Origin of the sequence: Ruania suaedae, assembly GCF_021049265.1 — a bacterium.
Taxonomy (GTDB): Bacteria; Actinomycetota; Actinomycetes; order Actinomycetales; family Beutenbergiaceae; genus Ruania; species Ruania suaedae.
This window is the reverse complement of the sequence record NZ_CP088018.1, coordinates 930307-955306: the sequence shown is the minus strand read 5'-3', so window position 1 is coordinate 955306 and position 25000 is coordinate 930307. Positions and strand designations below refer to the sequence as shown.

Sequence of the window (25000 nt, the reverse complement as noted above, 5' to 3'; positions counted from 1 at the left end):
CCGCACCCCGATCACCTCCCTGTATCCCTTCGCTGCCAACGGTGGCGTGGTGACCCACGTGCGTGCACGTTGCTGAGCCCCCCATCGCGCAGTCTCGACGCCTCGAAAGCGCAGACGCCTCATGTCCTTCTTCGGTTCCTTCCCCCCGGCCCCCCAGCTCTCCTCGACCGGCTGCCCGCACTGCGGCACCGTGGTCGACCTGACCCGCTACGGCACCCTGGCCGCCCACCGTTCGCGCCGCGGCGGCGCCTCCTGCTCCGGTACCGGCCTGCCCGCGACGGCGACCCCGCCCTGGCCTGGCACCGCGCCGCGCGTGGCCTCGGCCGGGCGTTCCGGCTCGCCCCGCCGCCGGCGGCGTGAGCGTGCGCAGGAGGCCACGCCGACGGCGGTCTGAGGCTCCGGGGTCGGGGCAGGCTCGCGATGCTGCCCCGTCCCGTGCGTGGCACCCTGGGTGTGCACACCGCCCGACGACGAGAGGTGCCTGCCGTGATCGACGTCCTCTGGGGGCTGGGCGGGATGATTCTCCTGCTCGGCGTCGCCCTGCTGTTCTCCGCCGACCGGCGCAAGATCCGGGTGCGCACCGTCGGGCTGGCGCTGGCCACCCAGCTGGTCATCGCGGTGCTCGTGCTCTACGTGCCGTGGGGCGAGAGCGCGCTGGAGACCATCTCCTCAGGGGTGCAGGCGGTTATCGGCACCTCCACCAGCGGGATCGAGTTCCTGTTCGGGCCGGTGCTGCCCGAGGAGGGCTCGATCTTCGCCTTCCAGGTGTTGCCGGTGATCGTCTTCTTCGCCTCCCTCACGGCGGTGCTCTACCACCTGGGCGCGCTGCAGTGGGTGGTGCGCATCATCGGCGGTGGGCTGGCGAAGGTGCTGGGCACCACCCGGCCGGAGTCGATGAACGCGGCCGCGAACATCTTCGTCGGCCAGACCGAGGCTCCGCTGGTGATTCGCCCGTACGTGAAGCGGCTGAGCCAGTCCGAGCTGTTCGCGGTGATGACCGGCGGGCTGACCACCGTGGCCGGCTCGGTGCTGGTGGGGTACGCGCTGCTCGGCGCCCGGCTGGACTACCTCATCGCCGCCAGCTTCATGGCCGCGCCCGGCGCCCTGGCGATGGCCAAGCTACTCGTGCCCAGCGGCTCGCTCGAGCGCACCCGCGAGCGCGAGCCCGTACCGGCCACGGCGGGTGGGGGCTCGGCCACGGCCGGTGGGGGCTCGGCCGACGCCGAGGACACCGGCGACTCGGGCGACTCCGAGCTCGGCGGCCACCGCTACCGCCGCTCAGCACCCGTGGGCGCCGGCGCGGGGACCGAGACGACCACCACCACGGGCACGGTCAGCGGCAGCGACGACTCCCGTCCCACGACCGAGCCCGAGCCCGACGAGCCCGATGACGACGACGAGGACGAGCCCGAGAAGGCACGCAACGTCATCGACGCCGCCGCCCGCGGCGCCGGGGACGGGCTGCGGCTGGCGCTCAACGTCGGCGCGATGCTGCTGGCCTTCATCTCCCTGATCGCTCTCGGCAACCTGCTCGTCGGCTGGATCGCCGGCTGGTTCGGGGCCGAGCTGACCATCGAGTCCATCCTCGGGTACGTCTTCGCCCCGGTGATGTTCGCCGTCGGGGTCCCCTGGGGTGAGGCCCTGCAGGCGGGCAGCTTCCTCGGCCAGAAGGTGATCCTGAACGAGTTCGTCGCCTTCAGCGACTTCGCCCCCCAGGCGGAGAACTTCTCCGCCAAGACGCAGGCGGTGGTCACCTTCGCCCTCACCGGCTTCGCCAACCTGGGCTCGATCGGCATCCTGCTCGGCGGTCTGGGCGGCATCGCCCCGAAGCGCCGCGGTGACATCGCCCAGCTCGGTCTGCGTGCGGTGCTCGCGGCCACGCTGGCGAACCTGATGAGCGCCACCTTCGTCGGCATGCTGATCGGGTGAATGCGCTCTACGATGGCGACACCCGCGGGAGGTGCGCTGATGTCCCAGCAGAACGTCACGTTGCGTCCGGTTCAGGATGGCGATCTGGACGCCTTCTTCGCCCAGCTGCGCGATCCGCAGGCGGCCTCCCTGGCCGGTGAGGTCTTCGAGGACCCGAACGACCGGCAGGGGTTCGACGCCCACTGGCGCCACCTGCGCGCCGACGAGTCCGTGCACGTGCGCACCATCGAGATCGCCGAGCAGGGCGGCGCCCGCGTGGTGGGCCACATCCGCGAGCGCACCGTGTCCGACGAGCACCGGGTCTCCTTCTGGATCGAGCGGGCCTGCTGGGGCCGCGGCATCACCACCCAGGCGCTCGGGCAGTTCCTCCACGAGATCACCGTGCGCCCGATGATCGCCCGGGTGCCGCGCCACAACAAGCCCGCCGTGGTGGTCCTGCGCCGCAACGGTTTCCACCATGTGGGTGAGGAATCGGGCTACGACGCGGCACGTGGGCGGGTGGTGGACGAACTGGTGCTGCGTCACGCCTGAGCCTGGAGGTGCACGACTCGCCCCGCAGTCGTGCACTGACCGGCGCGCGGCGGCCCGAGTCATGGAAAGATCGGCTCATGCCTGGAACCAATCTGACCCGGGACGAGGCCGCTACCCGCGCCGCCCTCCTCTCCGTCGACTCCTACGCCATCGATCTGGACCTGACCGGTTCGGAGACCCACTTCGCCAGCACCACCGTGATCCGGTTCTCCTGCTCGCAGCCAGGAGGGTCCACCTTCGCCGACCTGGTGGGCGCCGAGATCCACCGGATCACGCTCAACGGGACCGAGTTGGCGGCCGCGGATGTCTACGCCGACTCCCGGATCCGGCTCGAGAACCTGGCCGCGCAGAACGAGCTGCGGGTGGAGGCCACGCTCCCCTACTCCCGCACCGGGGAGGGCCTGCACCGGTTCGTGGACCCGGCCGATCAGCGCGTCTACACCTACACCCAGTTCGAGGTGCCGGACGCCCGCCGCGTCTACACCACCTTCGAGCAGCCCGACCTGAAGTCGGTGTTCACCTTCACCGTCACCGCACCGCAGCAGTGGCGGGTCATCTCCAACGCCGCGACCCCGCAGCCCACCCCGGCCGGCGAAGGCACCGCCACCTGGGCCTTCCCGACCACGGAGCGGATGTCGACCTACATCACCGCGCTGATCGCCGGTGAGTACCACGAGGTGCTCGACTCCTACCAGGGCGCGCACGGGACCATCCCGCTGGGCCACTACTGCCGCCAGTCGCAGACCGAGCACCTGGACGTGGAGACCCTGCTGCACATCACCAAGCAGGGCTTCGCCTTCTTCGAGGAGACCTTCGGCGTCCCCTACGCCTTCGGCAAGTACGACCAGCTGTACGTGCCGGAGTACAACATGGGCGCGATGGAGAACGCCGGCGCCGTCACCTTCCGGGACGAGTACCTGCCCCGGTCGCGGCAGACGCACTCCTTCTACCAGAACCGCGCCAACACGATCCTGCACGAGATGGCGCACATGTGGTTCGGCGACCTCGTCACGATGATGTGGTGGGACGACCTGTGGCTGAACGAGTCCTTCGCCGAGTGGGCCTCCCACCACGCGATGGCCAGTGCCACCGAGTACACCGAGGTCTGGACCGCCTTCACCAACGCCCGCAAGAACTGGGCCTACCGGCAGGACCAGTTGCCCTCCACCCACCCCATCGCGGCGGACAACCACGACCTGGAGGCCGTGGAGGTCAACTTCGACGGGATCACCTACGCCAAGGGCGCCTCCACCCTCAAGCAGCTCGTGGCCTGGGTGGGCCTGGAGGAGTTCCTGGCCGGGCTGCGCGCCTACTTCACCGAGCACGCCTTCTCCAACACCGAGTTCGCCGACCTGCTCCGGGCCCTGGAGGCCTCCTCCGGCCGGGAGCTGGGCCCCTGGGCGGATGAGTGGCTGAAGACCTCCGGGGTGAACACCCTCTCCCCGGAGTTCACGCTCTCCGACGGCGGAGCCTACGAGACCTTCACCGTGCGCCAGGGCGCCGCGGCGGAATTTCCCACGCTGCGCCGTCACCGGATCGGCATCGGCCTGTACGACCTGCGCGAGGGTGCCCTCACGCTGCGCGAGCGGGTGGAGGTCGACGTGCGCGGCGCCTCGACCGTGATCGAGGAGCTCGCCGGCAAGGCCCAGCCCGATCTGCTGCTGCTCAACGACGGTGACCTCACCTACGCCAAGATCCGCCTCGACGAGCGCTCGCTGGCCACCGCGGTCGCCCACATCCAGGACGCGCCGGACTCGCTCACCCGCGCCTTGCTGTGGGGGGCAGCCTGGGACATGACCCGCGACGCTCAGCTCCCGGTCTCGGCCTTCGTGGACCTCGTGCTGGCCGGTGTGGGCAGCGAGACCGACCTGACGGCGGTCGCCCGGCTCACCGGGTCGGTGCGCACCGCGATCGAGCTGTACGCCCACCCGAGCCTGCGCGACGGTCTGCGCGAGGTCTGGGAGGCGGGCCTGCGCGAACTGCTCCAGCAGGCGGCGCCGGGCAGCGACCACCAGCTCAGCTTCGCGCGTGCGCTGGCCGGTGGGGCCGAGACGCCGGAGAGCCTGGACCTGATCGAGGCCCTGCTCGAGGGGTCCAGCCCGCTCGAGGGGCTGACCGTGGACACCGACCTGCGCTGGTCGCTGCTCACCGGGCTGGTCCGCACCGGGCGCGCCGGTGAGGACCGGATCGCCGCCGAGCTGGAGGCCGACGCCACCATCTCCGGTCAGGAGCGGGCAGCCCTGGCGCGGGCGGTCCGCCCCGACGCCGAGGCCAAGGCCACCGCCTGGCGGGATGCGATCGAGCGTGACGACGTCCCGAACGAGACCCAGCGTCAGATCGCCGTCGGGTTCGCCACGCTCGGCCAGGCCGAGCTGCTCGAGCCCTACCTCGAGCGTTACCTCACCGCCGCGGAGACGATGTGGGAGGAGAAGGGCGTGCAGCGCACGTCCACGGCGCTGACGTACATGTTCCCGCTGGTACTGGCCTCCGAGGCCGCGGTGGCGCGGGTGTCACAGTGGCTGGAGACCTCCTCGGCGAACCCGTCCGCGAAGCGGTTCGTGCGCGAGGGTCTGGATGACATGCAGCGGGCGCTGACGGCGCAGCAGGCCGTCCACCGCTGATACGCAGACGCCGGGTGACACCGAACGGTGCCACCCGGCGTCGTGCGTTGCTGCTCAGGGGTGGGTCATCGTGGAGACGTCGAGGGCCTGGTCGAGGATCTCCGGGGTGATCTCGCCGCGCTCGACGTAGCCGAGGTCTTCGACCGCCTCACGGATGGTCATGCCCTCGACCACCGAGTGCTTGGCGATCTTCGCCGCGGCCTCGTAGCCGATGTGCCGGTTCAGCGGGGTCACGATCGAGGGTGAGGACTCGGCCAGCTGCAGCGCCCGTTCTTCGTTGGCGGCGATACCGTCCACACACTTGGTGGCCAAGTGGGTGGAGGCGTTCGCGAGCAGGGTGATCGACTCGAGGATGTTGCGGGCCAGCACCGGCAGCATCACGTTCAGCTCGAACGAGCCCGTGGTGCCGGCGAACGCGATGGTCGCGTCGTTGCCGATCACCTGCGCCGAGACCATCAGCGTGGCCTCGGGGATCACGGGGTTGACCTTGCCGGGCATGATCGAGGAGCCGGGCTGCAGGTCCGGCAGTGCGATCTCCCCGAGGCCGGCGCGCGGGCCGGAGCCCATCCAGCGGATGTCGTTGCAGATCTTGACCAGTGAGACCGCGATGGTGCGCAGCTGGCCGGAGGTCTCCACCAGCGAGTCCTGCGCACCCTGAGCCTCGAAGTGGTTCGGGGCCTCGGTCAGCGGCAGCCCGGTGCGCTCGGCGATCAGCTCGATCACCCGCGGGGCGAACCCGGGCGGGGTGTTGATGCCGGTGCCCACGGCCGTGCCACCGAGCGGCAGCTCGGCCAGCCGCGGGAGCGCGGCCTTGACCCGCTCGATGCCGTTGCGGATCTGCTGGGCGTAGCCGCCGAACTCCTGGCCGAGGGTGACCGGGGTGGCGTCCATGAGGTGCGTGCGCCCGGCCTTGACCACGCCGGAGAACTCCTGGGCCTTGGCCTCGAGGGAGGTGGCGAGGGTCTCCAGCCCAGGGAGCAGCTCCTCGATCACGGCCTGGGTGGCGGCGATGTGGATCGAGGCCGGGAAGGTGTCGTTGGAGGACTGCGAGGCGTTGACGTGGTCGTTGGGGTGCACGTCGAGAGCATCGGTGGAGGCGAGGGTGGCGATGACCTCGTTGGTGTTCATGTTCGAGGACGTGCCGGACCCGGTCTGGAAGACGTCGATCGGGAAGTCATGGTCGAACTCGCCGGCGATCACCCGGTCGGCGGCCGCGCCGATCGCGTCCGCGCGCGCCTGGTCCAGCACCCCGAGCTCGGCGTTGGCCTGCGCGGCCGCGCGCTTGATGTGGGCGAGCGCGGCGATGTGGTGCCGGGAGATCCCGCTGCCGGAGATCTGGAAGTTCTCGACGGCTCGCTGGGTCTGGGCCCGGTAGGTCGCGTTCTTCGGGACCTTCACCTCCCCCATCGTGTCGTGCTCGATGCGGTACTCGATCTCCTGCGTCATCAGTGCTCCGTGGTCGGGCCGGTCGCTGCCAGGCGTCAGTATTCCACCTGGGGCCCATGGCGCCCGTCCTCCCGGTCCGCATGTGCTCGCCTCGAGTCGGTGCTTCCGCTGACGGCTTTTTCGTCATACGATTTTGGTCATGGTGAGCGAAGAGCAGATCCGGCAGTGGGCTCACGAGGCCGAGGCCGGGTACGACGTCGAGGCGATGAAGCGCCGCGGCCGCGGTCGTCCAGGGCGTGGCGCCGAGCCGATGCAGGTTGTCGCGGTACGCCTCACTGCCGAGGAGGTCGCTGCGGTCGATGCCATTGCCGAGCGCGAGCACATCTCACGATCGGAAGCTATCCGCAGGGCGTTGGCCGGCTTCGCAGCGTGAATGTCCATGGCAGCGCCCTGAAGCACGGAGTGCTCGCAGACGACGCTGTTCAGGAAGCCGACTGGCCGCTCTGTTCCTGCTCTTCGAGAGCGGCGACGAAGGGCGCGCGCGGCAATCACCCGTCGTGACGGCCGTCGGCGGGAGGCGGTGGTTCGGCACCCTCGCGGTGCGGCGAAGGCTCGCTCGCCCGCGCGTCGCGGCTGCCCCTGCGGCGGAAGTCGGTCGTCCTGGACCAGTAGTGCAGCCCGACCAGCACAGCCAGGAAGAGCACCGTCAGCATCGCCGATTCTTCTGAGGACATCTTTCGACGGTAGCCCGCCATGCAAGCCTCACCCGGGCCTAGGGTGTGCTCATGCTTGCGATCGCGATGGTGCTGGCCGCCCTGGCGGCACTGCTGCACCTGGGCATCTTCGCCCTCGAGGTCTTCGCGTGGGACACCCCGCGCGGCCGGGCCACGTTCAAGATGACGCCGGAGCGGGCACGCGCCACCGCCGAGCTCGCGTACAACCAGGGCTTCTACAACCTGTTCCTGGCACTCGTGACCGGGTGCGGGGTGGTGCTGACGGCAGCGGACCTGGCCGGCGCCGCAGCGGGCGCCGGCCCGGCCCTCGTGTACGCCGGCGCCGGCTCGATGACGCTGGCAGCGCTGGTGCTCGTGACGCGCAACCGGCTGATGGCGCGAGCGGCCGCCGTCCAGGGAGCGCTGCCGGCGCTGAGCGTCGTCCTGCTGACCGTGGCGCTGCTGGCGGGCTGATACGGGACGCTTGGCCCGCCGTCGGGCGCGAGGGCGACCGCCGACTGCTCCACTCGCCCGCGCCGGACAGCAAAGATCAGGCGCCGGCGAGCTCTTGGTTGATCACATCGAGGATTCCTGGCAGGTCGATCTCAATGGTCTGCCGCACGATGTCGGGGTCCACTAGTACGTAGCCGTGAGCGATGCGATTGCGCATGCCCGACATGAACTGCCAATCGTCGCCGAACAGGCGGGCACGCAGGTCCGGCTCGAGTCGAGCCAGCACCTCGATCCCGGCCGAGAGCCTCATGCAGATGGCGTCGATTACCAGCTGGTTGTCCAGGTCGCCACCGGCGTACTCATCGACCAACTCGAGATGGACGATCGCTTCGCGTAGCAACTCCGTCGTCGAGCGACTCACAATGCCGCTGCTTCGGACATGACCTTCTCACGAAGGTCGGGCCGGAGTGCCGACTCAGGTACGAGGTCGACCGGCACGCCCAGCAGGTCTGAGAGTCGCCGCTCCAGCCGGCCCAGCTGCATGAGGCTCAGCGGCACCTCCATCAGGAACAGCAGGTCCACGTCGGAATCAGCCTGATCCTCGCCCGTAGCGACCGAACCGAAGACCCGAACCCGACTGCCGCCGGCTTCGGCCACGAGCTGTCGAATCTGGTCGGCGTTCCGGCGCACTTTGCGCGCCAACGGGGACGTGCCGTGAAAACGCACCAGCCGCGACACCTCAGGCTGGCTACGACCGATCTGCCGGGCGATCTCAGTCTGCGTCATGCCCTGCGCGGCGGCCTTCCGCACCGCGCGAACGAGCTCGCTACGAGCCCGCGCCGTGACCTCATCGGTATGACGCGCCACGTCCACCAAGCTGACCACCATGGCACAACTATAGCAATTGCTATATGCGGAGTCCGTTGTCGCCGGCGACCGCCTGCGTAGCGCTGCTGACGGGCCGCTACGGGAGGCCGGCTCCGCCGTCGGGCGCTACCGCGGCGTGTACGGGGAGACGACGACCTCGACGCGCTGGAACTCCTTGACGTCGGAGTAGCCGGTGGTGGCCATGGCTCGGCGCAGGGCGCCGAACATGTTCAGGGTGCCGTCCGCGCGGCTGCCCGGGCCGTTGAGGATCTCGGCGAGGGTACCGACGGTCCCCACGTGCACGCGCTCCCCGCGGGGGAGCTGCGGGTGGTGGGCCTCCGGGCCCCAGTGCCAGCCCTGGCCCGGGGCCTCCTCGGCGCGTGCGAGCGCCGCACCGAGCATGACGGCGTCCGCCCCGCAGGCGATGGCCTTGACCAGGTCTCCGCTGCGGCCCACACCGCCGTCGGCGATCACGTGCACGTAGCGGCCACCGGATTCGTCCAGGTAGTCCCGGCGGGCCGCGGCGACGTCCGCGACGGCGCTCGCCAGCGGCGCGTGGATGCCCAAGGTCTGGCGGGTGGTGTGCGCCGCTCCCCCGCCGAAGCCGACCAGCACGCCGGCCGCGCCGGTGCGCATCAGGTGCAGGGCCGCGGTGTAGGTGGCCGCGCCGCCCACGATGACCGGCACGTCCAGCTCGTAGATGAAGCGCTTGAGGTTCAGCGGCTCCGCGTTCCCGGAGACGTGCTCGGCGGAGACGGTCGTGCCCCGGATGATGAACAGGTCCACGCCGGCGTCGACCACGGAGCGCCAGTGCTCCTGGGTGCGCTGCGGGGAGAGGGCGCCGGCCACGGTCACCCCGGCCGCGCGGATCTCCTGCAGCCGGGCGGTGATGAGCTCGGGCATGATCGGGGCGGCGTAGATCTCCTGCATCCGCGCCGTTGCGTGCTCGGGGTCGAGCTCGGCGATCTCGGCGAGCTGCTCGGCCGGGTTCTCGTACCGGGTCCACAGCCCTTCCAGGTCGAGCACGCCGATGCCACCGAGGCGGCCGAGCTCGATGGCGGTCTGCGGGCTCATCACCGAGTCCATCGGAGCAGCCAGCACCGGCAGCTCCACCTGGTAGGCGTCGATCTGCCAGGCGACCGAGACCTCCTCGGGGTCGCGCGTGCGGCGGGAGGGCACGACGGCGACGTCGTCGAAGGAGTAGGCGCGGCGACCCCGCTTGCCTCGGCCGATCTCGATCTCGTTGCTCACACGCAGCAGGTTACCGTCCGTGCTCCGCCCCGACGCCCACGCGGGGCCATCCCCGGCGGGTCTTCCGCCTGTCGGCCCCCGGTGCCAGACTCTGCCCCGAGGGCCGCTCCACGGTGGCGCGGCCCCGGTCCTGGAGGAGAACGTCATGCCGCACGGCGACATCACCCACATCGACATCCCGGTCAGCGACATGCCAGCGGCCTCGCGCTTCTACAGCGAGCTCTTCGGCTGGCAGATCGCCGAGATTCCCGGCTACGAGGGCTACCCCATGTGGCAGGCACCGAACAAGATCAGCGGCGGGGGCCTGGCCCCACGCGAGGAGAACTTCACCCAGCCACGCTCCTACGTCGAGGTCGACTCGATCGAGGAGACCCTGGCGAAGGTCACGCAGCTGGGCGGCACGGTGGTGAGGGGCAAGGAACCGATCAGCGAGACGAGCTGGTGGGCGATCTTCACCGACGCCGACGGCAACACGATCGGGCTGTACGAAGGCACCACCGAGACCTCGGCCTGAGGATCACAGGCCGGACCGCCGGTGCGCGCACCACTCACCGAGCGAGTGCCGGTTCACGGCAGTAGCGTCTCGGCGAGGGATTCCGAGATCCGGGAGCCCCACGGAGGGAGGACACATGGCCACGTCCAGTGCGGCGCCACGCCTGAACGGGCGGGTGATCGGTATCTGCGTCGCCGCAGCACTCGGCGGCTTCCTGTTCGGCTTCGACACCTCGGTGATCAACGGCGCCGTTGATGCACTCGCCGGTGAGTTCGACCTCGACCCGGGGCTGCAGGGCTTCGCGGTCTCCTCCGCGCTCCTGGGTTGCGCGGCCGGTGCCTGGTTCGCCGGCCCGGTCTCCAACCGCTTCGGGCGCGTGCCGACCATGGTGATCGCGGCTGCGCTCTTCTTCGTCTCCGCGATCGGCTCCGGTCTCGCCTTCGGCGTGGTCGACCTGATCGTCTGGCGGGTCATCGGTGGCCTCGGCGTGGGTGCCGCGTCGGTGATCGCACCGGCCTACATCGCCGAGGTCTCCCCGGCGCGGGTACGCGGGCGGCTCGGGTCCCTCCAGCAGCTCGCCATCGTCACCGGTATCTTCGCCGCGCTGCTCTCCGACGCGATGCTCGCCAATGCGGCGGGCGGTGCTGCCGAACCGTTCTGGCTGGGCCGGGAGGCCTGGCGCTGGATGTTCATGGCCGAGGCCGTCCCTGCGCTGGTCTACGGGCTGCTCGCCTTCCGCCTGCCGGAATCGCCCCGGTTCCTGGTCGCGCGCAACCGCATCGACAAGGCCTCCCAGGTGCTGCACGACTTCACCGGCGAAGTCGACGTCAACCTCAAGATCGAGGAGATCCGCGGCACGCTGGAGTCCGAGAAGAAGGAGTCGTTGCGGGACCTGGTCGGTCCGCGGCTGGGTCTGAAGCCGATCGTCTGGCTGGGCATCCTGCTCTCGGTGTTCCAGCAGTTCGTCGGCATCAACGTGATCTTCTACTACTCCACCACCCTCTGGCGCTCGGTGGGCTTCGAGGAGTCCGACGCACTCACCGTCTCGGTGATCACCTCGGTCACCAACATCGCGGTGACGATCGTGGCCATCCTGCTGGTGGACAAGGTGGGCCGCCGCCCGATCCTGCTCACCGGCTCGGTGCTGATGGCCGTCTCACTGGCCTCGATGGCGCTCGCCTTCTCCTTCGCCACCCTGACCGAGGGTGCGGACGGCTCCCAGACGGCGGAGCTGCCCGAGCCCTGGTCGATGGTCGCCCTGGTCGGGGCGAACCTGTTCGTGGTCGGCTTCGGTGCGAGCTGGGGACCGCTGGTGTGGGTGCTGCTCGGCGAGATGTTCCCGAACCGGATACGCGCGGGTGCCCTCGCGGTGGCAGCGGCAGCCCAGTGGCTGGCGAACTTCACCGTCTCCACCACCTTCCCGGCCCTGTCTGAGACGAGCCTGACCCTCGCCTACGGCATCTACGCGGCGATGGCAGCGATCTCGTTCTTCTTCGTGCTGCGCAAGATCCCGGAGACCAAGGGAATGGAGCTCGAGGCGATGCAGGAGGATGCCAAGGTCGAGCGCCGGCAGCGGAGCTAAACGCTCACGGACAGCGCGATGCCGTCGAGGATGTCGTGTTCGCTGGTGACGGCCTCGGTCAGGTCGCCGCCGGCGGACTCGACCTCGGCGGCCACGCGGGCAAGGACCTCCGCCCAGATCAGCGCGCCGCCACCGATGACGTCGACCCGGCCGGGATGCATGAAGCCGAGTGCCTCCCGGTCGGCGCGGGGCATCGCGAGCAGGTCCGCGCAGGCCGCCCGGACCTTCTCGATCGGCAGGCGCGAATCGTTGATGCGGTCCGGCTGATAGCTGGGCAGGCCGAGAGCGTGTGCGGTCACCGTGGTGACCGAGCCGGCCACGCCCACGATCGTGCCCACCCGGACGAGCGGCACCACCTCGGCGGCCTCGTCCAGGGCCGCCCGCACGTCTGCCGCCGCGGCCGCGATCTGGGCCTGGGTGGGCGGGTCCTCGTGCAGGTGCCGCTCGGTCATCCGCACACAGCCGATGTCGAGGGAGATCGAGGCGTCGGGGGTCTCGCCGGCTCCCAGCACCAGCTCGGTGGAGCCGCCGCCGATGTCGACCACGAGCCGGTCGGCGGGGGCGGAGCCGTCGAGGATGCTCACGGCGCCGGCGAAGGACAACGCCGCCTCCTCGTGCCCGGTGATGACCTCCACCTCGACCCCGAGGGCATCGCGGACGCCGTCGATGAACACCTGCCGGTTGCGGGCATCGCGCGTGGCGGAGGTGGCGACGAACCGCACTGCCTCGACGCCGTGCTCGCGGCAGAGCTCGGCGTACCGGCCGGTGGCCTCGAGCGTGCGCTCCAGCGCGATCGGGTCGAACTCACCGGTGCGGTCCACGCCCTGCCCGAGCCGGACCACCTCCATCCGGCGGAGCACGTCGCTGAGCACGCCGGCGGAGCGGTCGGCGATGAGCAGTCGGATGGAGTTGGTTCCGCAGTCGATGGCAGCCACACGAGTCACGGTCCAAGCCTGCCACGTCCGGGTCGGTGCGGGAGCCCGCAGGTCCTGCTACCCGCTCAGCAGGTGCAGCGGTCCGGGCGCCACACAGGGGCGATCAGCGCCAGCGTCTCGTCGCCGAGCGGGTTGATTCCGGGCCCCACGGCGAGCGAGTGGGCGACCAGCACGTGCAGACACTTCACCCGGGTGGGCATCCCACCGGCGGAGATCCCCTCGATCTCGGCGACCTCGCCGAGATCGGAGCGCCGGCGCAGGTAGTCCTCGTGCGCGCTGCGATAGGAGGCGGCGAGCTCCTCGTCCTGCGCGAGCCGGTCGGTCATCTCCCGCATCACGCCCTCCGCCTCGAGGGTGCTGACGGCGCCCACCGCCCCGGGCGAGGTGAGGTAGAACGACGTCGGGAAGGGGGTGCCGTCGTCCAGGCGCGGCTGGGTGCGGACCACCAGCGGCCGGCCGCACACGCACCGGGCCGCCACGGCCACCACGCCGCGGGGGGTACGGCCGAGCTGCTCGGCCACCACGTCCATGTCACCGGGCCGCAGGGTGTCCTCGATCACGGCGCTCCGCTCGTCTCGTCAGTCCTCGACCTCACCGGCCACCTGCACCGAGTCCCACACGGTCAGGTACCACGGGCCCGTCGGGGGCACGGAGACCGGACCCTGATCGTCCTCGGCGCTTGCCGGTTCCTCCCCGGTCACGGTCTCGGGGTCGACCACACGGTACGGCGTCTCGCCCGGCATCACGAATCCGAGCCGGTCCCGGGCCTGGGACTGGATGTAGACCGGGTCGTTCCACTGGTCGATCTGCGCCTGGAGCTCGGCGTTGCGCTCCTCGGTCGCAGCGATCTGGGCGCCGAGATCGCGGTTCTGCTCCTGCATCGAGACGTAGGCACGCAGCGTCGGGGCCAGCACGATGAACGCCATCAGGACCACCACGAACAGCACCAGACCCCGCACGGTGATCTGGCGCGGTTCGCGCTGCTCCTCGGCTGCCGCGCCGCCCTGCCGGCTGCGCCCACCGCGCCGCGTTCTCGGGGGTGTCGGCGAGGACTTGCCGCGAGGGTGTGCCGGTGCACGGGTCGAGGGTGAGCGCGCGGGGGCACCGGCTCTGCTGCCGGCTCGGCCGCTGGCGGCGCGGGGTGGGGACGTCCGGGGGGAGTTCGTGCGGGTGGCGCTGCCGCTGGACCCACCGTCGCCGGGCGCGCGGGTACGCGGCGCGGCCGGTCGACGGGCAGACATGTTCCTATGGTCGCCCACGTCGCCCGAGAACGGACGTAGCGCTCGAGCGCGCGTCGCCGGACCGGCCGGCGCGCGCCCTCAGCCAGGAAGAGCCAGGACGACCGCTGCGGCTCGTACCCCGGTCAGCGTCAGGACCATCACCGCCGTCGCGCCCCGGTGGATCGCCCACAGGGCACCGGCGTCGCCCTGGGGACGGCGGCGGCGGACCGAGCCGAGAGCATCGCCGGCCAGGTAGATCGCGAACATCACGCTGCTGGTGGCGACAACGACGAGGGAGAGCTCACCGGCGCCGCGCAGGAGGACTCCGGCGAGCAGCACGACCGCCGTCTCCACGAGGAAGCCGCCCGCGACGAACAGCCACGCGGCGAACCCGGACGGCGCGGATCGCCGGAACACCTCGACGTACTCCGGCTCCTCCGGTGAGCGCCAGGTGTCGCCGTCACGCAGGGCAACATGCGGCGGCCGCCTCAGGCGGATCGCCATGGTCCGCGGGGACAGGCCCGCGGCCAGGCCTGCGAGATAGTGCCCGGCCTCGTGGACGAGAACGCAGGCCCAGAGCGTCGCGAGCGCCCACGCCCCGATGAGGAGCATGTCCATCAGCATCGATGACTCCCATGAACTCGACCGTCACGGCCCCCTCGCACGAGACGGCAGGTGCTCGGTGAGCACCTGCCGTCTGCGCGCGAGCCGGGCCTGCTGGGCCCGGGGGCCGGGTCAGTCGGTGCCGAGGCTCCAGCGCGGGAAGGCGCTCTTGCCGGCGTAGCGGCCGGCCGCGTCCAGCTCGTCCTCGATGCGCAGCAGCTGGTTGTACTTGTTGATGCGCTCGCCACGGGCGGGTGCACCGGTCTTGATCTGACCGGCGTTCACGGCCACGGACAGGTCCGCGATCGTGGTGTCCTCGGTCTCACCGCTGCGGTGGGAGACCATCGCGGTGAAGCCGCTGCGCTGCGCGAGCTCGACGGCGTCCAGGGTCTCGGTCAGCGAGCCGATCTGGTTGAGCTTGACCAGCAGCGAGTTCGCCGCCTTGGTCTCGATGCCCTTGGCCAGTCGCTCGGGGTTGGTGACGAACAGGTCGTCTCCGACGATCTGGACCTTGTCGCCGATCTTGGCGACGAGCTCGGACCAGGAGTCCCACTCGTCCTCGCTCAGCGGGTCCTCGATGGAGACCAGCGGGTACTTGGCCACAAGGTCCTCGTAGTAACTGATCAGCTCGGCTGGGCTGATCGAGCGGCCCTCGAACTGGTAGGTGCCCTCGGAGAAGAACTCCGTGGAGGCTACGTCCAGGGCGAGGCAGATCTGGTCGCCCGGGGTGTAGCCGGCCTTCTCGATCGACTCGATGATGAGGTCGAGCGCGGCGTGGTTGCTCTCCAGGTTCGGCGCGAAGCCGCCCTCGTCGCCGAGCCCGGTGGCCAGGCCACGCTCCTTCAGCACCGACTTCAGGGCGTGGTAGACCTCCGCGCCCCAGCGCAGCGCCTCCTTGAACGAGCTCGCGCCCACGGGGGCGATCATGAACTCCTGGATGTCGACGTTGGAGTCGGCGTGCGAGCCACCGTTGAGGATGTTCATCATCGGCACGGGCAGCACGTGCGCGTTCGGGCCACCGATGTAGCGGAAGAGCGAGAGGTCAGCGCTCTCGGCGGCGGCGCGGGCCGCGGCGAGGGAGACGCCGAGGATGGCGTTCGCGCCGAGCTTGCCCTTGTTCGGGCTGCCGTCGAGGTCGATCAGGGTCTGGTCGAGGTGGCGCTGGTCCGCGGCGTCGAGGCCGAGGATCTCGGGCGCGATGGTCTCGGTGACGGCGGCGACGGCGTTCTCCACGCCCTTGCCGAGGTAGCGGGCGCTGTCGCCGTCGCGACGCTCCACCGCTTCGAACGCACCGGTGGACGCACCGGAGGGGACTGCGGCGCGCGCGAACGAGCCGTCCTCCAGAGCGATCTCCACCTCAACGGTCGGGTTCCCACGCGAGTCGAGGATCTCGCGTGCTCCGACGGCCTCGATACTGGCCACAGTGACTCCTTCTGCTGGATTGTCTGGGGTGCCGGCGAACCGGCCGTTCCAGGAGCCACTGTAGTAGGGCTGCTCTCCCGCGGCGTCACGTCAGCGGGAGCGCGGATCGCCCTCCCGGCCCTCGGCCGCCGCCGCGGACTCGGCGGCACGCACGCCGTCCTCGATCACTCGCAGCTGCGCCCGCAGGGCGGCCTCGGCGTCGAGGCCTCGTTCCTCGGCGGCCTCGACGGCGGCCTGCAACCGTCCGCCCACGTCCTCGCCCGGCTCCGGTACCGCGAGGCCGGCACGAGCGGCCCGGCGCAGCACCTTCTGCGTGCGCGCCAGCGCGGGCATGCTGACCGGGATCCCCTCGAGTACGGACTCGCGCTGCTTCTCGTCGGCCTTGAGCCGGTCCCACTGCTGGTTGACGTCCGCGGCCGTCAGCCGGCCACCGCCCTCATCGCCGGCAGAACCGGCAGTGCCCCCAGTGAACACGTGCGGGTGCCGGGCGGTGAGCTTCGCGACGAGGCGGCGTGCGACGTCGTCGATGTCGAAGGGCTCCCCCAAGCTGCCCTCGGACCCGATCCGCGCGTGGAAGAGCACCTGCAGGAGGACGTCGCCGAGCTCCTCGATCAGATGCTCACGGTCGCCCGACTCAGCCGCCTCGGCCAGCTCGTGGGCCTCCTCCACCGCATAGGGAGCGAGCGAGGCATGGGTCTGCTCGGCGTCCCACGGGCAGCCACCCGGGGAGCGGAGCCGGTCCATCGTCGCCACGGCCTCGATCAGGGCACCGAGACCCGGCGAATCCGGCGAACCGGACGAATCTGCCGACGCAGCCTCGGGTTCGCTCACGCCTGCTCGGGCGCCGGGGCCACGATCCATTCCGGCTGGCCGGGCTGGACCGGAGATCCCTGCGCGAGCGTCGGGTCCCAGCTGCCGTACCGCGGGCTGACCTCGACGTCGAGCTCGGCGAGCCGGGCGAGGACCTCCTCGTTGATCGCCTGCGCGTCGGGGCTCTGGTTCACCAGACCCGCCAGGAACAGGTACCGCGCCAGCTCCATCGTCTCGGGTGAGAAGGACTCGGGCACCTCGATGCCGCCGGCCTCCGCGTTCGCGGTCAGCTGCTCGCGCGCCTGGTCGGCGGAGAACCCGATCCCCTGCTCGGCGGCGACGTCCACGAGCACCGGCGCCTGGATCATCGCGCCCAGCAGCGCGGCGGGCGCCACCCCCTCCTGCAGGAACGGCTCCAGCGTGGTGGCGGCATCGGTGAGCTCGGACTCGGTGATCGCCTCACCGTCCACCACGGCCGCCGCACCGGGCTGCCCGGCGCACCCGGAGGCGAACAGGGCGGCGGTCATCACGACCGCAGCGGGTGCGGCGATTCTGCGCAAGCGGGACGTCATTGACACGGACCCTTTCAGCGGTTCGATTCGGCAGCCGAGATCTATCGTAGAGCCCGGACCCCCGGTGCGTGACCCGGGCCCGAAAGACCCACGAACTGTGCCGCGCCGGGAGCGGTGTCGACGCGCCCCACGCCACGCACCGGTTCGGCCAGACGCACCCCATGGATGCGCGAGACCCACCAGGTCAGGCCCGCCGTCGCAGCGAGCGTCAGCGCGAGGGAGACCGTGAAGGAGAGGGGGCTCACCTCCCCCTGCTGCAGTGACGACGGACTCAGCGGTGCCATCAGCGCGAGCGGAAGGTTGTTGGCGGTGTGGAGCACGATCGCCAGCTCCAGACCTCCGCTCTTCCACACCAGAAAGCCGGTACACACCGCGAAAACGCCGATGAGCACCTGGCCCGCCGCGTCGTATCCGTGACCCAGCACGAAGAACGGGACCGGAAGCACGATGCCCCACAGGGGTGAGCGCAGCCAGGTCCCCAGCGCGAGCTGCGGCAACCCACGGAAGGCGTACTCCTCCCCGGCGCACTGCAACGGCGTCAGCACCAACGCCGCCAGCACCACGGCCACCAGCGAGGATCCGAGCGATGGCATCGAGGCATCCCCGGGCGGGGCGAGCAGGAACATCACTGCATTGACCACGGCATACAGCGGCACCACCACCGCGCCGGCGCGCAGCACGAGGGACCATCGCATCCGCCCCAGCACCGAGTGAATGAGCCCACGGCCCCCGCCGCCCCACCGGCTACCCAGCACCACGGCCGGGACGAGGCCCGCGATCATGCCGAGACCGATCGCCATGTCGGCCGGATTTCGCGGGTCCTCCAGTGCGTCGGTGGGCTGCGGCAGCCCCGGGACGAACAGGTCGAGCAGCACCAGAGCCAGTCCCGCGGTCACCACGAAACCGGCGTAGAGGGCGGCGGTGAGCAGGAGTGTCGTCACCGGACGCCACCAGCGCGCCGTCCGCGTCTCGAGCCGCGTCAACCGGTGATAGGGAACGGGCGAACGTGGTGGCTGTGCCGCCACAGGCAAGGTTGTGGTCATGGCCCCAGGTTCACTGCTCGCATGACGTGCACGGATCGTTCGATCGGCCCGGATCCGCACCGCGACCTCCTCCATTCGGGGGATCTGGCCGGGAGCCGGCGTTCCTACGATGGGGCGATGACCACGCCCGTAGCGCCGACGGTGACAGGCACGCGTCCGCCGGCCGCGGGAGCACGCGAGGGCTTGCGCGCCCTCGCCGTCTCCACCGCGTGCAGCGTGCTCGGATCGCTGGCGTTCCTCGTGACGCTCGGCATGACTCTCGAGGAGAACGACGACGTCCTGCCCGGGGCCCTGACCGCAGTCATCATCGTGGATGCCCTGGTCGGCCTCACCGCCGGCATCGCCGCGGGCCCGGTGCGCCACACCCGGGCCGGCACTCTGCTGCTGGTGATCGCGGCCAGTGTGAGCACCTGGGCTGTTCCGGCGGGGCTGCTGGCCGCGGTACGGATCGGGACGCGCCGTTCGCGCGCCTGGGACGGCGCCGTCGTGGCGATCATGCTCACGGGATCGCTGGGGATGGCGTGGCTCACCGCGCACCTGGGCGGGCAGCCGCTGGACGGGGCTCTCACCCTCGCCGCGGTCGTGATGGTCGGCGCCGTGACAGCCGCGGCACTGCTGTGGGGGCGCGCCCGGGGCACGCGGGCGGCGCTGATGACCTCCCTGCGTGAACAGGCGGCGGCAGCCGAGGGCGAACGGCGGGCCACAGCTCAGGGACGCGACGCGTCCGTGGCGCAGGCGCGGGCCGATGAGCGCCGGGCGATCGCCCGGGACATGCACGACTCCCTCTCCCACCACCTCTCGCTCATCTCGATGCACGCCGCGGCGTTGTCCTATCGCGACGACCTCTCCCCGCAGCAGGTGCGGGCGGCCGCACGCACCGTCCACGAGTGCGCGGGCGAAGCCAACGCGGTGTTGCGCGAGGTGCTCTCGACGCTCCGCACGAGCGAAAGTGCCGGGATCGACAGCGCGGACGACTCGCCCCTGCCGACGGCCTCCTCGATCGACGAGCTCGCCGCGGCGGCGGGCGCCGACGGTCAGCGGGTGAGGGTGCGGTGGCGAGGTGTCACGGCCGCGCGGCTGCAGGACCGTTCGCCGGCGACGGCGGTGTCCGTGGCCCGGATCTGTGCCGAGTTGCTGAGGAACGCGCGCAGGCACGCGGCCGGGGCGCCGGTGGAGATCACGGTCGAACGCACCAGCACGGAACTGATCCTGCGAGCGTCCAACCCGGCCGTTCGCGCCGATCCCGCCCGGCTCGGCACCGGACTCGGTCTGGTCGGTGTGGCCGAACGCGCCCGCATGCTGGGCGGATCGGCGTCCTGGGCCCGTACCGCGCAGGGGCTGTTCGAGGTGGAGGTATGCATCCCGTGGACCGCATGAGCCCGCACCAGCCGGTGTCGGAGCCGCCGCCGGTGCGCGTCCTGATCGCCGACGACGAAGCCCTGATGCGGTCCGGGCTACGGCTCATGGTCGACGGGGTCGAAGGCATCACCGTGGTCGGCGAGGCAGCCGATGGCTCCACAGCGCTCGCGCAGGCGCAGGCCCTGGACCCCGACGTCGTGCTCATGGACATCCGTATGCCCGGCTGCAGCGGGCTGGAGGCCACCCGGCACCTCCGCGAGGCAGGCACTCGTGCCCAGGTGATCATGCTGACCGCCTATGACACCGAGGACCATCTGCTCGAGGCGCTGCGGGCGGGCGCGGTCTCGTTCCTGTTGAAGGACTCCCACCCGGAGACGGTCCTCGCAGCGATCCATGATGCCGCGAGTGGTCAGTCGCAGTTCTCGCCCGCGGTGCTGACCCGGCTGGTGGCACTGGCCGCGGCCACCGACCGAGCCTCGGAGACGGACTCCACGCACGACCGGGACAGCACCCCACCAGCACAGATCACGCCACGGGAGTGGGAGGTCGGCAGGTTCGTGGCGCAAGGGCTGACGAACTCCGAGATCGCCGAGGCGATGTACGTCAGCACCACCACGGTCAAGACCCACCTGGGGCACCTGTTCGAGAAGCTGCACGTCACGAACCGCGTGCAGCTCGCGCTGCGCATCCTCGAGCGCCAGATCTGACCTGCGCGTCGCAGACGCGTGTTATTGACTTTCTGACCTTAACTGTCCTCCAGAGTACAGGTCGGGTGTACTCTTAAGTCGAAGAAGGTCGCCGACCGGTGGGGAGGACCCCGGTGCAACTCGCTGTCTCCACCGTGATCTTTGCCCTGCGCGAGCCCGATCGACGCTCCGTCCGCACCGGCGCCGACACCCCTCGGCACGTCCTCTCGCTCCCCCTCGTGTGCCGGGTGCGCGAGCCCTACGACGGCTACTGGGCCCTGCCTGGCGGACCGCTGCGCGGGAGCGAGGGCCTGGCCGACGCCGCAGCACGCACCCTCGAGGAGACCACCGGGCTGCGCCCCGCCTATCTCGAGCAGCTCTACGCCTTCGGTGACCTGGACCGCTCCGGGTCACCGGACGATCACGAGCGGGTGGTCTCCATCGTCTACTGGGCGCTGGTGGGTCAGGAGGAGGCGGCCGGCGCCCGCGTCGGGCAGAACGTGCGCTGGCTGGCGGCCGACACCCTCCCCGACCTCGCCTTCGACCACAACCTCATCGTCGACTACGCCCTCTGGCGGCTCCGGACCAAGGTCGAGTACTCCCGGATCGCGCACGCCTTCCTCGACGAGACCTTCACCCTCAAGGAGCTGCGCGAGGTCCACGAACTGGTGCTGGGCCGCACCCTCGACCCGGCGAACTTCCGCCGGCAGGTGGAGGCGAGCGCCGCCGTCGTGCCCACCGACTCCTTCCGCACCGGCGGGCGCCACCGCCCTGCCCGTCTCTACCGCTACGACACGGCGATCCCGCCGGTCGACCTCGGGCCACTGGCCCGCCCCGAACTCGCCGCTAGGAGCGACTCATGAGCCAGACCGCCTCCGTCGACACCCGGATCCAGCTGATCAGCACCGGCAACGCCTCCGGGAGCACCTGCTCCCCCGAACTCGCCGAGGGGCCCTGGGCGTTCGACCCCCAGCCGGGTTACGGCCCGGGCGCCTCCATGGCCGATGAGATCCCCGCCGCCGCACCCCGCCAGGGCGAGCTCCCGCAGGAGTACAAGGACGCCTCCACCGAGGACCTGCACGCGCGCATCCGGGCCGCCAAGGACACCCTCGGCGAGAAGGTGGTGATCCTCGGCCACTTCTACCAGCGCGACGAGATCATCGCCCACGCCGACTTCGTGGGCGACTCCTTCCAGCTCGCCAACGCCTCCCTCACCCGGCCCGAGGCCGAGGCGATCGTGTTCTGCGGCGTGCACTTCATGGCCGAAACCGCCGACATGCTCTCCGAGCCCGACCAGGCCGTGATCCTGCCCAACCTCGCCGCCGGCTGCTCGATGGCCGACATGGCCGACATCGACCAGGTCGAGGAGTGCTGGGAACAGCTGATGGACCTCTACGGGCCCACGGCCGAGGACGGGCGCCAGTCGATCATCCCCGTCACCTACATGAACTCCTCCGCCGCGCTCAAGGGATTCTGCGGGCGCAACGGCGGCATCGTGTGCACCTCCTCCAACGCCGCCACCGTGCTGGAGTGGGCCTTCGAACGAGGCCAGCGGGTGCTGTTCTTCCCCGACCAGCACCTGGGCCGCAACACCGCCAAGGCGATGGGCATCGGCCTGGAGCAGATGCCGATGTGGAACCCGAATAAGCCCCTCGGCGGCAACGACGAGCAGGCGATGCTCGACGCTCAGGTGGTGCTCTGGCACGGCTTCTGCTCGGTGCACCGCCGCTTCACGGTGGCCCAGATCGAGGCCGCCCGGGCCGAGCACCCCGGGGTCCGGGTGATCGTGCACCCCGAGTGCCCGATGCCGGTGGTGGACGCAGCGGATGCCGCTGGTTCCACCGACTACATCACCAAGACGATCGCCGCCGCGACCGAGCCGACCACCTTCGCCATCGGCACCGAGATCAACCTGGTCCAGCGCCTGGCGGCCGAGTACCCGCAGCACACGATCTTCTGCCTGGACCCGGTGGTGTGCCCGTGCTCGACCATGTACCGCATCCACCCCGGCTACCTCGCCTGGGTGCTGGAGTCGCTGGTGGCCGGCGAGATAGTCAACCGGATCCAGGTACCCGCCGACGTCACCGAGCCGGCGCGGGTGGCGCTGGAGCGGATGCTCGCCACCAAGCCCCGGGCCGCGCGATGACCACCGTGATCGTGGGCACCGGCATCGCCGGGCTCGTGTGCGCGCTGGCCCACCCGCGCCCCGAGGACGTGCTGGTGCTGACCAAGGCCGAGCCGACGGCGTCCAACACCTTCGCCGCCCAGGGCGGCATCGCCGCGGTCACCGACCCCGCGGGTGACAGCATCGCCGCGCACGTGGCCGACACCCTCACCGCGGGCGCCGGACTGTGCGATGCCGCGGCCGTGCGGGCCCTGTGCGCCGACGGGCCGGACCGGATCGCCGACCTCATCGCCGCCGGCGTGCCCTTCGACCGCTCCCCCGCCGGCGGCCTGGCCCGCGGGCTGGAGGCCGCCCACTCGGTGGCGCGGATCCTGCACGCCGGCGGGGATGCCACCGGTGCCGGCATCGCCGAGGCGCTGCTGCGCGCGGTGACCGGCCGGGGTATCGAGGTGCGCCCGCACACCCTGGTCACGGCGCTGATCACCGACGGCGGCCGCGTGCGCGGGGTGCGCACCCTCACCTCCGGCGGGGCCGGGGAGGACATCACGGCCGACGCCGTCGTGCTCGCCACCGGCGGGGCCGGGCAGCTGTACCCCTACACCTCCAACCCCGAGGTGGCCACGGCCGACGGGGTGGCCCTCGCGGCGCGTGCCGGCGCCGTGCTCGCCGACCTGGAGTTCTACCAGTTCCACCCCACCACGCTGGCCCTGCCCGGGAACTTCCTCATCTCCGAGGCGGTGCGCGGGGAGGGCGCGGTGCTGCGTGACCACACCGGCGAACGGTTCATGCTCGCGGTCCACCCCGACGCCGAGCTCGCCCCGCGCGACGTGGTGGCCCGCGGGGTGGCCGACCGGATGCGTGAGACCGGTGCGCCGGTGTTCCTGGACGCCACCGCCTTCGGTGACCGGCTCGCCACCCGCTTTCCCAGCATCGACGCCGCCGTCCGGGCCGCCGGACTGGACTGGGCGCACGAGCCGGTCCCGATCACCCCGGCCGCGCACTACTGGATGGGCGGGGTGGCCACGGACCTGGCGGGGCGCACCTCGCTGCCGGGCCTGTACGCCGTCGGGGAGGTCGCACGCACGGGTGTGCACGGCGCGAACCGGCTCGCCTCCAACTCCCTGCTCGAGGGCGCGGTGTTCGGGCATCGAGCGGCGCTCGCGCTGAGCGACGGCCCGTTCGAGCACGCCGGTAAGCCTGTCGAGGACCAGAACGACCGAACCGTGCGGGCGACCTCCGCCCGCTGCACCCGCGACGAGCTGCAACAGGCCGTCTGGGAGGGCGTGGGCCTGGGCCGCGACGACGCCGGCCTCGCCGCGACCGAGGCCCGACTGGCCGGCTGGTCCGGCGAACCGGCACCCGCCACCGTGGCCGAGCACGAGACCGCGAACCTGCTGCTGGCGGCCCGCCTCATGGCCCGGGCCGCCCGGGCCCGCACCCGCTCCGCCGGAGCCCACTTCCGCACCGACGACGCCCGCGTCCTGGAGACCGCCTCATGACCTGGCTGCCCGCCCTCGACCCCGCGCACGTGAGCGAGCTCGTGCGCGCGGCCCTCGCCGAGGACGCCCCCTGGGGCGACCTCACCGGCGGGGCGTTCGTCCCGCCGTCGGCGATCGCGAGGGCGCAGCTCACCGCCCGCATCGACGGCACCCTGGCCGGGGCGGACGTGGCCACCGAGGCCTTCGCGCAGGCCGGCGCCACCCTGACCTGGCACACCCACGACGGCGCCCGCTTCCGCGCCGGCGAGGTGCTCGCCGAGACGAGCGGGCCGGCCCGGGCCGTGCTGCGGGCCGAGCGGGTCGCACTGAACTTCCTGCAGCGCCTGTGCGGCACCGCCACGCTCACGGCGGCGTTCGTGGACGCCGTCGCCGGGACGGGGGTGCGCATCGCCGACACCCGCAAGACCACCCCCGGGCTGCGCGCGCTGGAGAAGCACGCCGTGCTGGCCGGCGGCGGGTCGAACCACCGCTTCTCCCTCTCCGATGCCGTGATGGTCAAGGACAACCACCTCGCGGTGGCGCGGGAGGCCGGGCTCGGGGTGACCGAGGCCATCCGGGCCGCGAAGCAGCGCCTCGGGCACACCGTGCACGTGGAGGTGGAGGTGGACCGCCTTGAGCAGATCGAGCCGGTTCTGGCCGCGGGCGTGGACACGATCATGCTGGACAACTTCAGCCTCGCCGACCTGCGCACCGGCGTGGAGCTGGTGGCCGGGCGGGCGATTGTGGAGGCCTCGGGCACCGTGCGGCTGGAGACCGTGCGCGCGATCGCCGGGACCGGCGTGGACGTGATCAGCGTGGGGGCGCTGACGCACTCGGCGCCGGCCCTCGACCTGGGGCTCGACGTGCACGTGGCCGGCGGGGTCTGAGGTGGCGCTGTACCTCGACGCCGCCGCTACCGCT

27 protein-coding genes are annotated in these 25000 nt (G+C 71.3%); 14 read left to right on the top strand and 13 right to left on the bottom strand.

The window, feature by feature from the left end; all coding sequences use genetic code 11:
- The first annotated feature begins 121 nt into the window (after positions 1–121).
- From LQF12_RS04320 to pepN, 4 genes are all read left to right on the top strand, one after another.
- Complete coding sequence (locus LQF12_RS04320; protein WP_231054767.1) at positions 122–394, top strand: hypothetical protein; 273 nt, start codon at positions 122–124, stop codon at positions 392–394.
- A gap of 92 nt (positions 395–486) precedes the next feature.
- Positions 487–1929 (top strand): NupC/NupG family nucleoside CNT transporter, encoded by a 1443-nt coding sequence (locus LQF12_RS04315; protein ID WP_435531210.1) that lies wholly within the window; start codon positions 487–489, stop codon positions 1927–1929.
- A 39-nt stretch (positions 1930–1968) separates the two neighbouring features.
- A complete protein-coding gene (locus tag LQF12_RS04310; RefSeq protein WP_231054766.1) occupies positions 1969–2460 on the top strand; it encodes a GNAT family N-acetyltransferase in 492 nt (163 codons plus the stop codon).
- Positions 2461–2537: 77 nt separating this feature from the next.
- Positions 2538–5081, top strand: coding sequence for an aminopeptidase N (pepN, locus tag LQF12_RS04305; RefSeq protein WP_231054765.1), 2544 nt, complete (start codon positions 2538–2540; stop codon positions 5079–5081).
- A gap of 54 nt (positions 5082–5135) precedes the next feature.
- On the opposite strand, the gene LQF12_RS04300 is transcribed toward pepN, so the two are convergent.
- On the bottom strand, positions 5136–6527 hold the full coding sequence (locus LQF12_RS04300; RefSeq protein WP_231054764.1) for a class II fumarate hydratase: 1392 nt from the start codon (positions 6525–6527) through the stop codon (positions 5136–5138).
- Positions 6528–6666: 139 nt separating this feature from the next.
- Here LQF12_RS04300 and LQF12_RS04295 point away from each other — a divergent pair, with 139 nt between their 5' ends.
- The gene (locus tag LQF12_RS04295; protein ID WP_231054763.1) at positions 6667–6900 is read left to right on the top strand and encodes a ribbon-helix-helix domain-containing protein; all 234 of its coding nucleotides are present in this window, start codon (positions 6667–6669) and stop codon (positions 6898–6900) included.
- A gap of 115 nt (positions 6901–7015) precedes the next feature.
- Here the strand turns inward: LQF12_RS04295 and LQF12_RS04290 are convergent, their stop codons facing one another.
- Positions 7016–7201 carry a hypothetical protein gene (locus LQF12_RS04290; protein WP_231054762.1) on the bottom strand — a complete coding sequence of 62 codons (186 nt, stop codon included), beginning with the start codon at positions 7199–7201 and terminating at the stop codon, positions 7016–7018.
- 51 nt (positions 7202–7252) lie between these two features.
- On the opposite strand from LQF12_RS04290, the gene LQF12_RS04285 reads away from it, so the two are divergent.
- Entirely contained in the window at positions 7253–7654 is a 402-nt protein-coding gene (locus tag LQF12_RS04285; protein WP_231054761.1) for a DUF1304 domain-containing protein, read from the top strand.
- Between the two features lie 76 nt (positions 7655–7730).
- Here the strand turns inward: LQF12_RS04285 and LQF12_RS04280 are convergent, their stop codons facing one another.
- The 3 genes from LQF12_RS04280 to LQF12_RS04270 form a co-directional block, all read right to left on the bottom strand.
- On the bottom strand, positions 7731–8054 hold the full coding sequence (locus LQF12_RS04280) for a HepT-like ribonuclease domain-containing protein (protein WP_231054760.1): 324 nt from the start codon (positions 8052–8054) through the stop codon (positions 7731–7733).
- On the bottom strand, positions 8051–8521 hold the full coding sequence (locus tag LQF12_RS04275; protein WP_231054759.1) for a nucleotidyltransferase domain-containing protein: 471 nt from the start codon (positions 8519–8521) through the stop codon (positions 8051–8053). Before LQF12_RS04275 ends, LQF12_RS04280 begins: the two co-directional genes overlap by 4 nt.
- A 105-nt stretch (positions 8522–8626) precedes the next feature.
- Complete coding sequence (locus LQF12_RS04270; RefSeq protein WP_231054758.1) at positions 8627–9751, bottom strand: GuaB3 family IMP dehydrogenase-related protein; 1125 nt, start codon at positions 9749–9751, stop codon at positions 8627–8629.
- A 145-nt stretch (positions 9752–9896) separates the two neighbouring features.
- On the opposite strand from LQF12_RS04270, the gene LQF12_RS04265 reads away from it, so the two are divergent.
- Together LQF12_RS04265 and LQF12_RS04260 are read left to right on the top strand one after the other, a co-directional pair.
- Complete coding sequence (locus tag LQF12_RS04265; RefSeq protein WP_231054757.1) at positions 9897–10265, top strand: VOC family protein; 369 nt, start codon at positions 9897–9899, stop codon at positions 10263–10265.
- A gap of 115 nt (positions 10266–10380) precedes the next feature.
- Positions 10381–11826, top strand: a complete 1446-nt coding sequence (locus tag LQF12_RS04260) for a sugar porter family MFS transporter (protein WP_231054756.1) — start codon at positions 10381–10383, stop codon at positions 11824–11826.
- On the opposite strand, the gene LQF12_RS04255 is transcribed toward LQF12_RS04260, so the two are convergent.
- From LQF12_RS04255 to LQF12_RS04220, 8 genes are all read right to left on the bottom strand, one after another.
- The gene (locus LQF12_RS04255) at positions 11823–12770 is read right to left on the bottom strand and encodes a Ppx/GppA phosphatase family protein (RefSeq protein ID WP_231054755.1); all 948 of its coding nucleotides are present in this window, start codon (positions 12768–12770) and stop codon (positions 11823–11825) included. The two genes, LQF12_RS04260 and LQF12_RS04255, sit on opposite strands and share 4 nt — an antisense overlap.
- Positions 12771–12826: 56 nt before the next feature.
- Positions 12827–13291 carry a DUF501 domain-containing protein gene (locus LQF12_RS04250; RefSeq protein WP_231055504.1) on the bottom strand — a complete coding sequence of 155 codons (465 nt, stop codon included), beginning with the start codon at positions 13289–13291 and terminating at the stop codon, positions 12827–12829.
- Positions 13292–13339: 48 nt separating this feature from the next.
- A complete protein-coding gene (locus LQF12_RS04245) occupies positions 13340–14002 on the bottom strand; it encodes an FtsB family cell division protein (RefSeq protein ID WP_231054754.1) in 663 nt (220 codons plus the stop codon).
- Between the two features lie 78 nt (positions 14003–14080).
- Positions 14081–14605: a hypothetical protein gene (locus LQF12_RS04240; RefSeq protein WP_231054753.1), complete on the bottom strand. Its 525-nt coding sequence runs from the start codon at positions 14603–14605 to the stop codon at positions 14081–14083.
- Positions 14606–14716: 111 nt separating this feature from the next.
- Positions 14717–16006 carry a phosphopyruvate hydratase gene (gene eno, locus LQF12_RS04235; RefSeq protein ID WP_231054752.1) on the bottom strand — a complete coding sequence of 430 codons (1290 nt, stop codon included), beginning with the start codon at positions 16004–16006 and terminating at the stop codon, positions 14717–14719.
- Positions 16007–16096: 90 nt separating this feature from the next.
- The gene (locus LQF12_RS04230; protein WP_231054751.1) at positions 16097–16837 is read right to left on the bottom strand and encodes a nucleoside triphosphate pyrophosphohydrolase; all 741 of its coding nucleotides are present in this window, start codon (positions 16835–16837) and stop codon (positions 16097–16099) included.
- Positions 16834–17376: a SurA N-terminal domain-containing protein gene (locus LQF12_RS04225; protein WP_231054750.1), complete on the bottom strand. Its 543-nt coding sequence runs from the start codon at positions 17374–17376 to the stop codon at positions 16834–16836. The genes LQF12_RS04230 and LQF12_RS04225 overlap by 4 nt, the downstream gene beginning before the upstream one ends.
- 53 nt (positions 17377–17429) lie before the next feature.
- Complete coding sequence (locus LQF12_RS04220) at positions 17430–18329, bottom strand: CPBP family intramembrane glutamic endopeptidase (protein WP_231054749.1); 900 nt, start codon at positions 18327–18329, stop codon at positions 17430–17432.
- Between the two features lie 219 nt (positions 18330–18548).
- On the opposite strand from LQF12_RS04220, the gene LQF12_RS04215 reads away from it, so the two are divergent.
- The 6 genes from LQF12_RS04215 (at position 18549) to nadC (ending at position 24966) form a co-directional block, all read left to right on the top strand.
- Positions 18549–19808 (top strand): sensor histidine kinase, encoded by a 1260-nt coding sequence (locus LQF12_RS04215; RefSeq protein ID WP_231054748.1) that lies wholly within the window; start codon positions 18549–18551, stop codon positions 19806–19808.
- Positions 19805–20497: a response regulator gene (locus tag LQF12_RS04210; RefSeq protein ID WP_231054747.1), complete on the top strand. Its 693-nt coding sequence runs from the start codon at positions 19805–19807 to the stop codon at positions 20495–20497. The genes LQF12_RS04215 and LQF12_RS04210 overlap by 4 nt, the downstream gene beginning before the upstream one ends.
- Before the next feature lie 113 nt (positions 20498–20610).
- Positions 20611–21339 (top strand): NUDIX hydrolase, encoded by a 729-nt coding sequence (locus LQF12_RS04205; protein WP_435531209.1) that lies wholly within the window; start codon positions 20611–20613, stop codon positions 21337–21339.
- Positions 21336–22622 carry a quinolinate synthase NadA gene (gene nadA / locus LQF12_RS04200; RefSeq protein ID WP_231054745.1) on the top strand — a complete coding sequence of 429 codons (1287 nt, stop codon included), beginning with the start codon at positions 21336–21338 and terminating at the stop codon, positions 22620–22622. The genes LQF12_RS04205 and nadA overlap by 4 nt, the downstream gene beginning before the upstream one ends.
- The gene (nadB, locus tag LQF12_RS04195; RefSeq protein ID WP_231054744.1) at positions 22619–24100 is read left to right on the top strand and encodes an L-aspartate oxidase; all 1482 of its coding nucleotides are present in this window, start codon (positions 22619–22621) and stop codon (positions 24098–24100) included. Before nadA ends, nadB begins: the two co-directional genes overlap by 4 nt.
- A complete protein-coding gene (nadC, locus tag LQF12_RS04190) occupies positions 24097–24966 on the top strand; it encodes a carboxylating nicotinate-nucleotide diphosphorylase (protein ID WP_231054743.1) in 870 nt (289 codons plus the stop codon). Before nadB ends, nadC begins: the two co-directional genes overlap by 4 nt.
- The last annotated feature ends 34 nt before the right edge of the window (positions 24967–25000 follow it).

Excerpts from the sequence above, each read along its gene's own strand:
- LQF12_RS04320 (WP_231054767.1), top strand. The coding sequence starts at position 122 with ATGTCCTTCTTCGGTTCCTTCCCCCCGGCCCCCCAGCTCTCCTCGACC.
- LQF12_RS04310 (WP_231054766.1), top strand. The coding sequence starts at position 1,969 with ATGTCCCAGCAGAACGTCACGTTGCGTCCGGTTCAGGATGGCGATCTG.
- pepN (WP_231054765.1), top strand. The coding sequence starts at position 2,538 with ATGCCTGGAACCAATCTGACCCGGGACGAGGCCGCTACCCGCGCCGCC.
- LQF12_RS04300 (WP_231054764.1), bottom strand. The coding sequence starts at position 6,527 with ATGACGCAGGAGATCGAGTACCGCATCGAGCACGACACGATGGGGGAG.
- LQF12_RS04295 (WP_231054763.1), top strand. The coding sequence starts at position 6,667 with ATGGTGAGCGAAGAGCAGATCCGGCAGTGGGCTCACGAGGCCGAGGCC.
- LQF12_RS04290 (WP_231054762.1), bottom strand. The coding sequence starts at position 7,201 with ATGTCCTCAGAAGAATCGGCGATGCTGACGGTGCTCTTCCTGGCTGTG.
- LQF12_RS04285 (WP_231054761.1), top strand. The coding sequence starts at position 7,253 with ATGCTTGCGATCGCGATGGTGCTGGCCGCCCTGGCGGCACTGCTGCAC.
- LQF12_RS04275 (WP_231054759.1), bottom strand. The coding sequence starts at position 8,521 with ATGGTGGTCAGCTTGGTGGACGTGGCGCGTCATACCGATGAGGTCACG.
- LQF12_RS04265 (WP_231054757.1), top strand. The coding sequence starts at position 9,897 with ATGCCGCACGGCGACATCACCCACATCGACATCCCGGTCAGCGACATG.
- LQF12_RS04260 (WP_231054756.1), top strand. The coding sequence starts at position 10,381 with ATGGCCACGTCCAGTGCGGCGCCACGCCTGAACGGGCGGGTGATCGGT.
- LQF12_RS04250 (WP_231055504.1), bottom strand. The coding sequence starts at position 13,291 with ATGGACGTGGTGGCCGAGCAGCTCGGCCGTACCCCCCGCGGCGTGGTG.
- LQF12_RS04245 (WP_231054754.1), bottom strand. The coding sequence starts at position 14,002 with ATGTCTGCCCGTCGACCGGCCGCGCCGCGTACCCGCGCGCCCGGCGAC.
- LQF12_RS04240 (WP_231054753.1), bottom strand. The coding sequence starts at position 14,605 with ATGCTGATGGACATGCTCCTCATCGGGGCGTGGGCGCTCGCGACGCTC.
- LQF12_RS04215 (WP_231054748.1), top strand. The coding sequence starts at position 18,549 with ATGACCACGCCCGTAGCGCCGACGGTGACAGGCACGCGTCCGCCGGCC.
- LQF12_RS04210 (WP_231054747.1), top strand. The coding sequence starts at position 19,805 with ATGAGCCCGCACCAGCCGGTGTCGGAGCCGCCGCCGGTGCGCGTCCTG.
- nadA (WP_231054745.1), top strand. The coding sequence starts at position 21,336 with ATGAGCCAGACCGCCTCCGTCGACACCCGGATCCAGCTGATCAGCACC.
- nadB (WP_231054744.1), top strand. The coding sequence starts at position 22,619 with ATGACCACCGTGATCGTGGGCACCGGCATCGCCGGGCTCGTGTGCGCG.
- nadC (WP_231054743.1), top strand. The coding sequence starts at position 24,097 with ATGACCTGGCTGCCCGCCCTCGACCCCGCGCACGTGAGCGAGCTCGTG.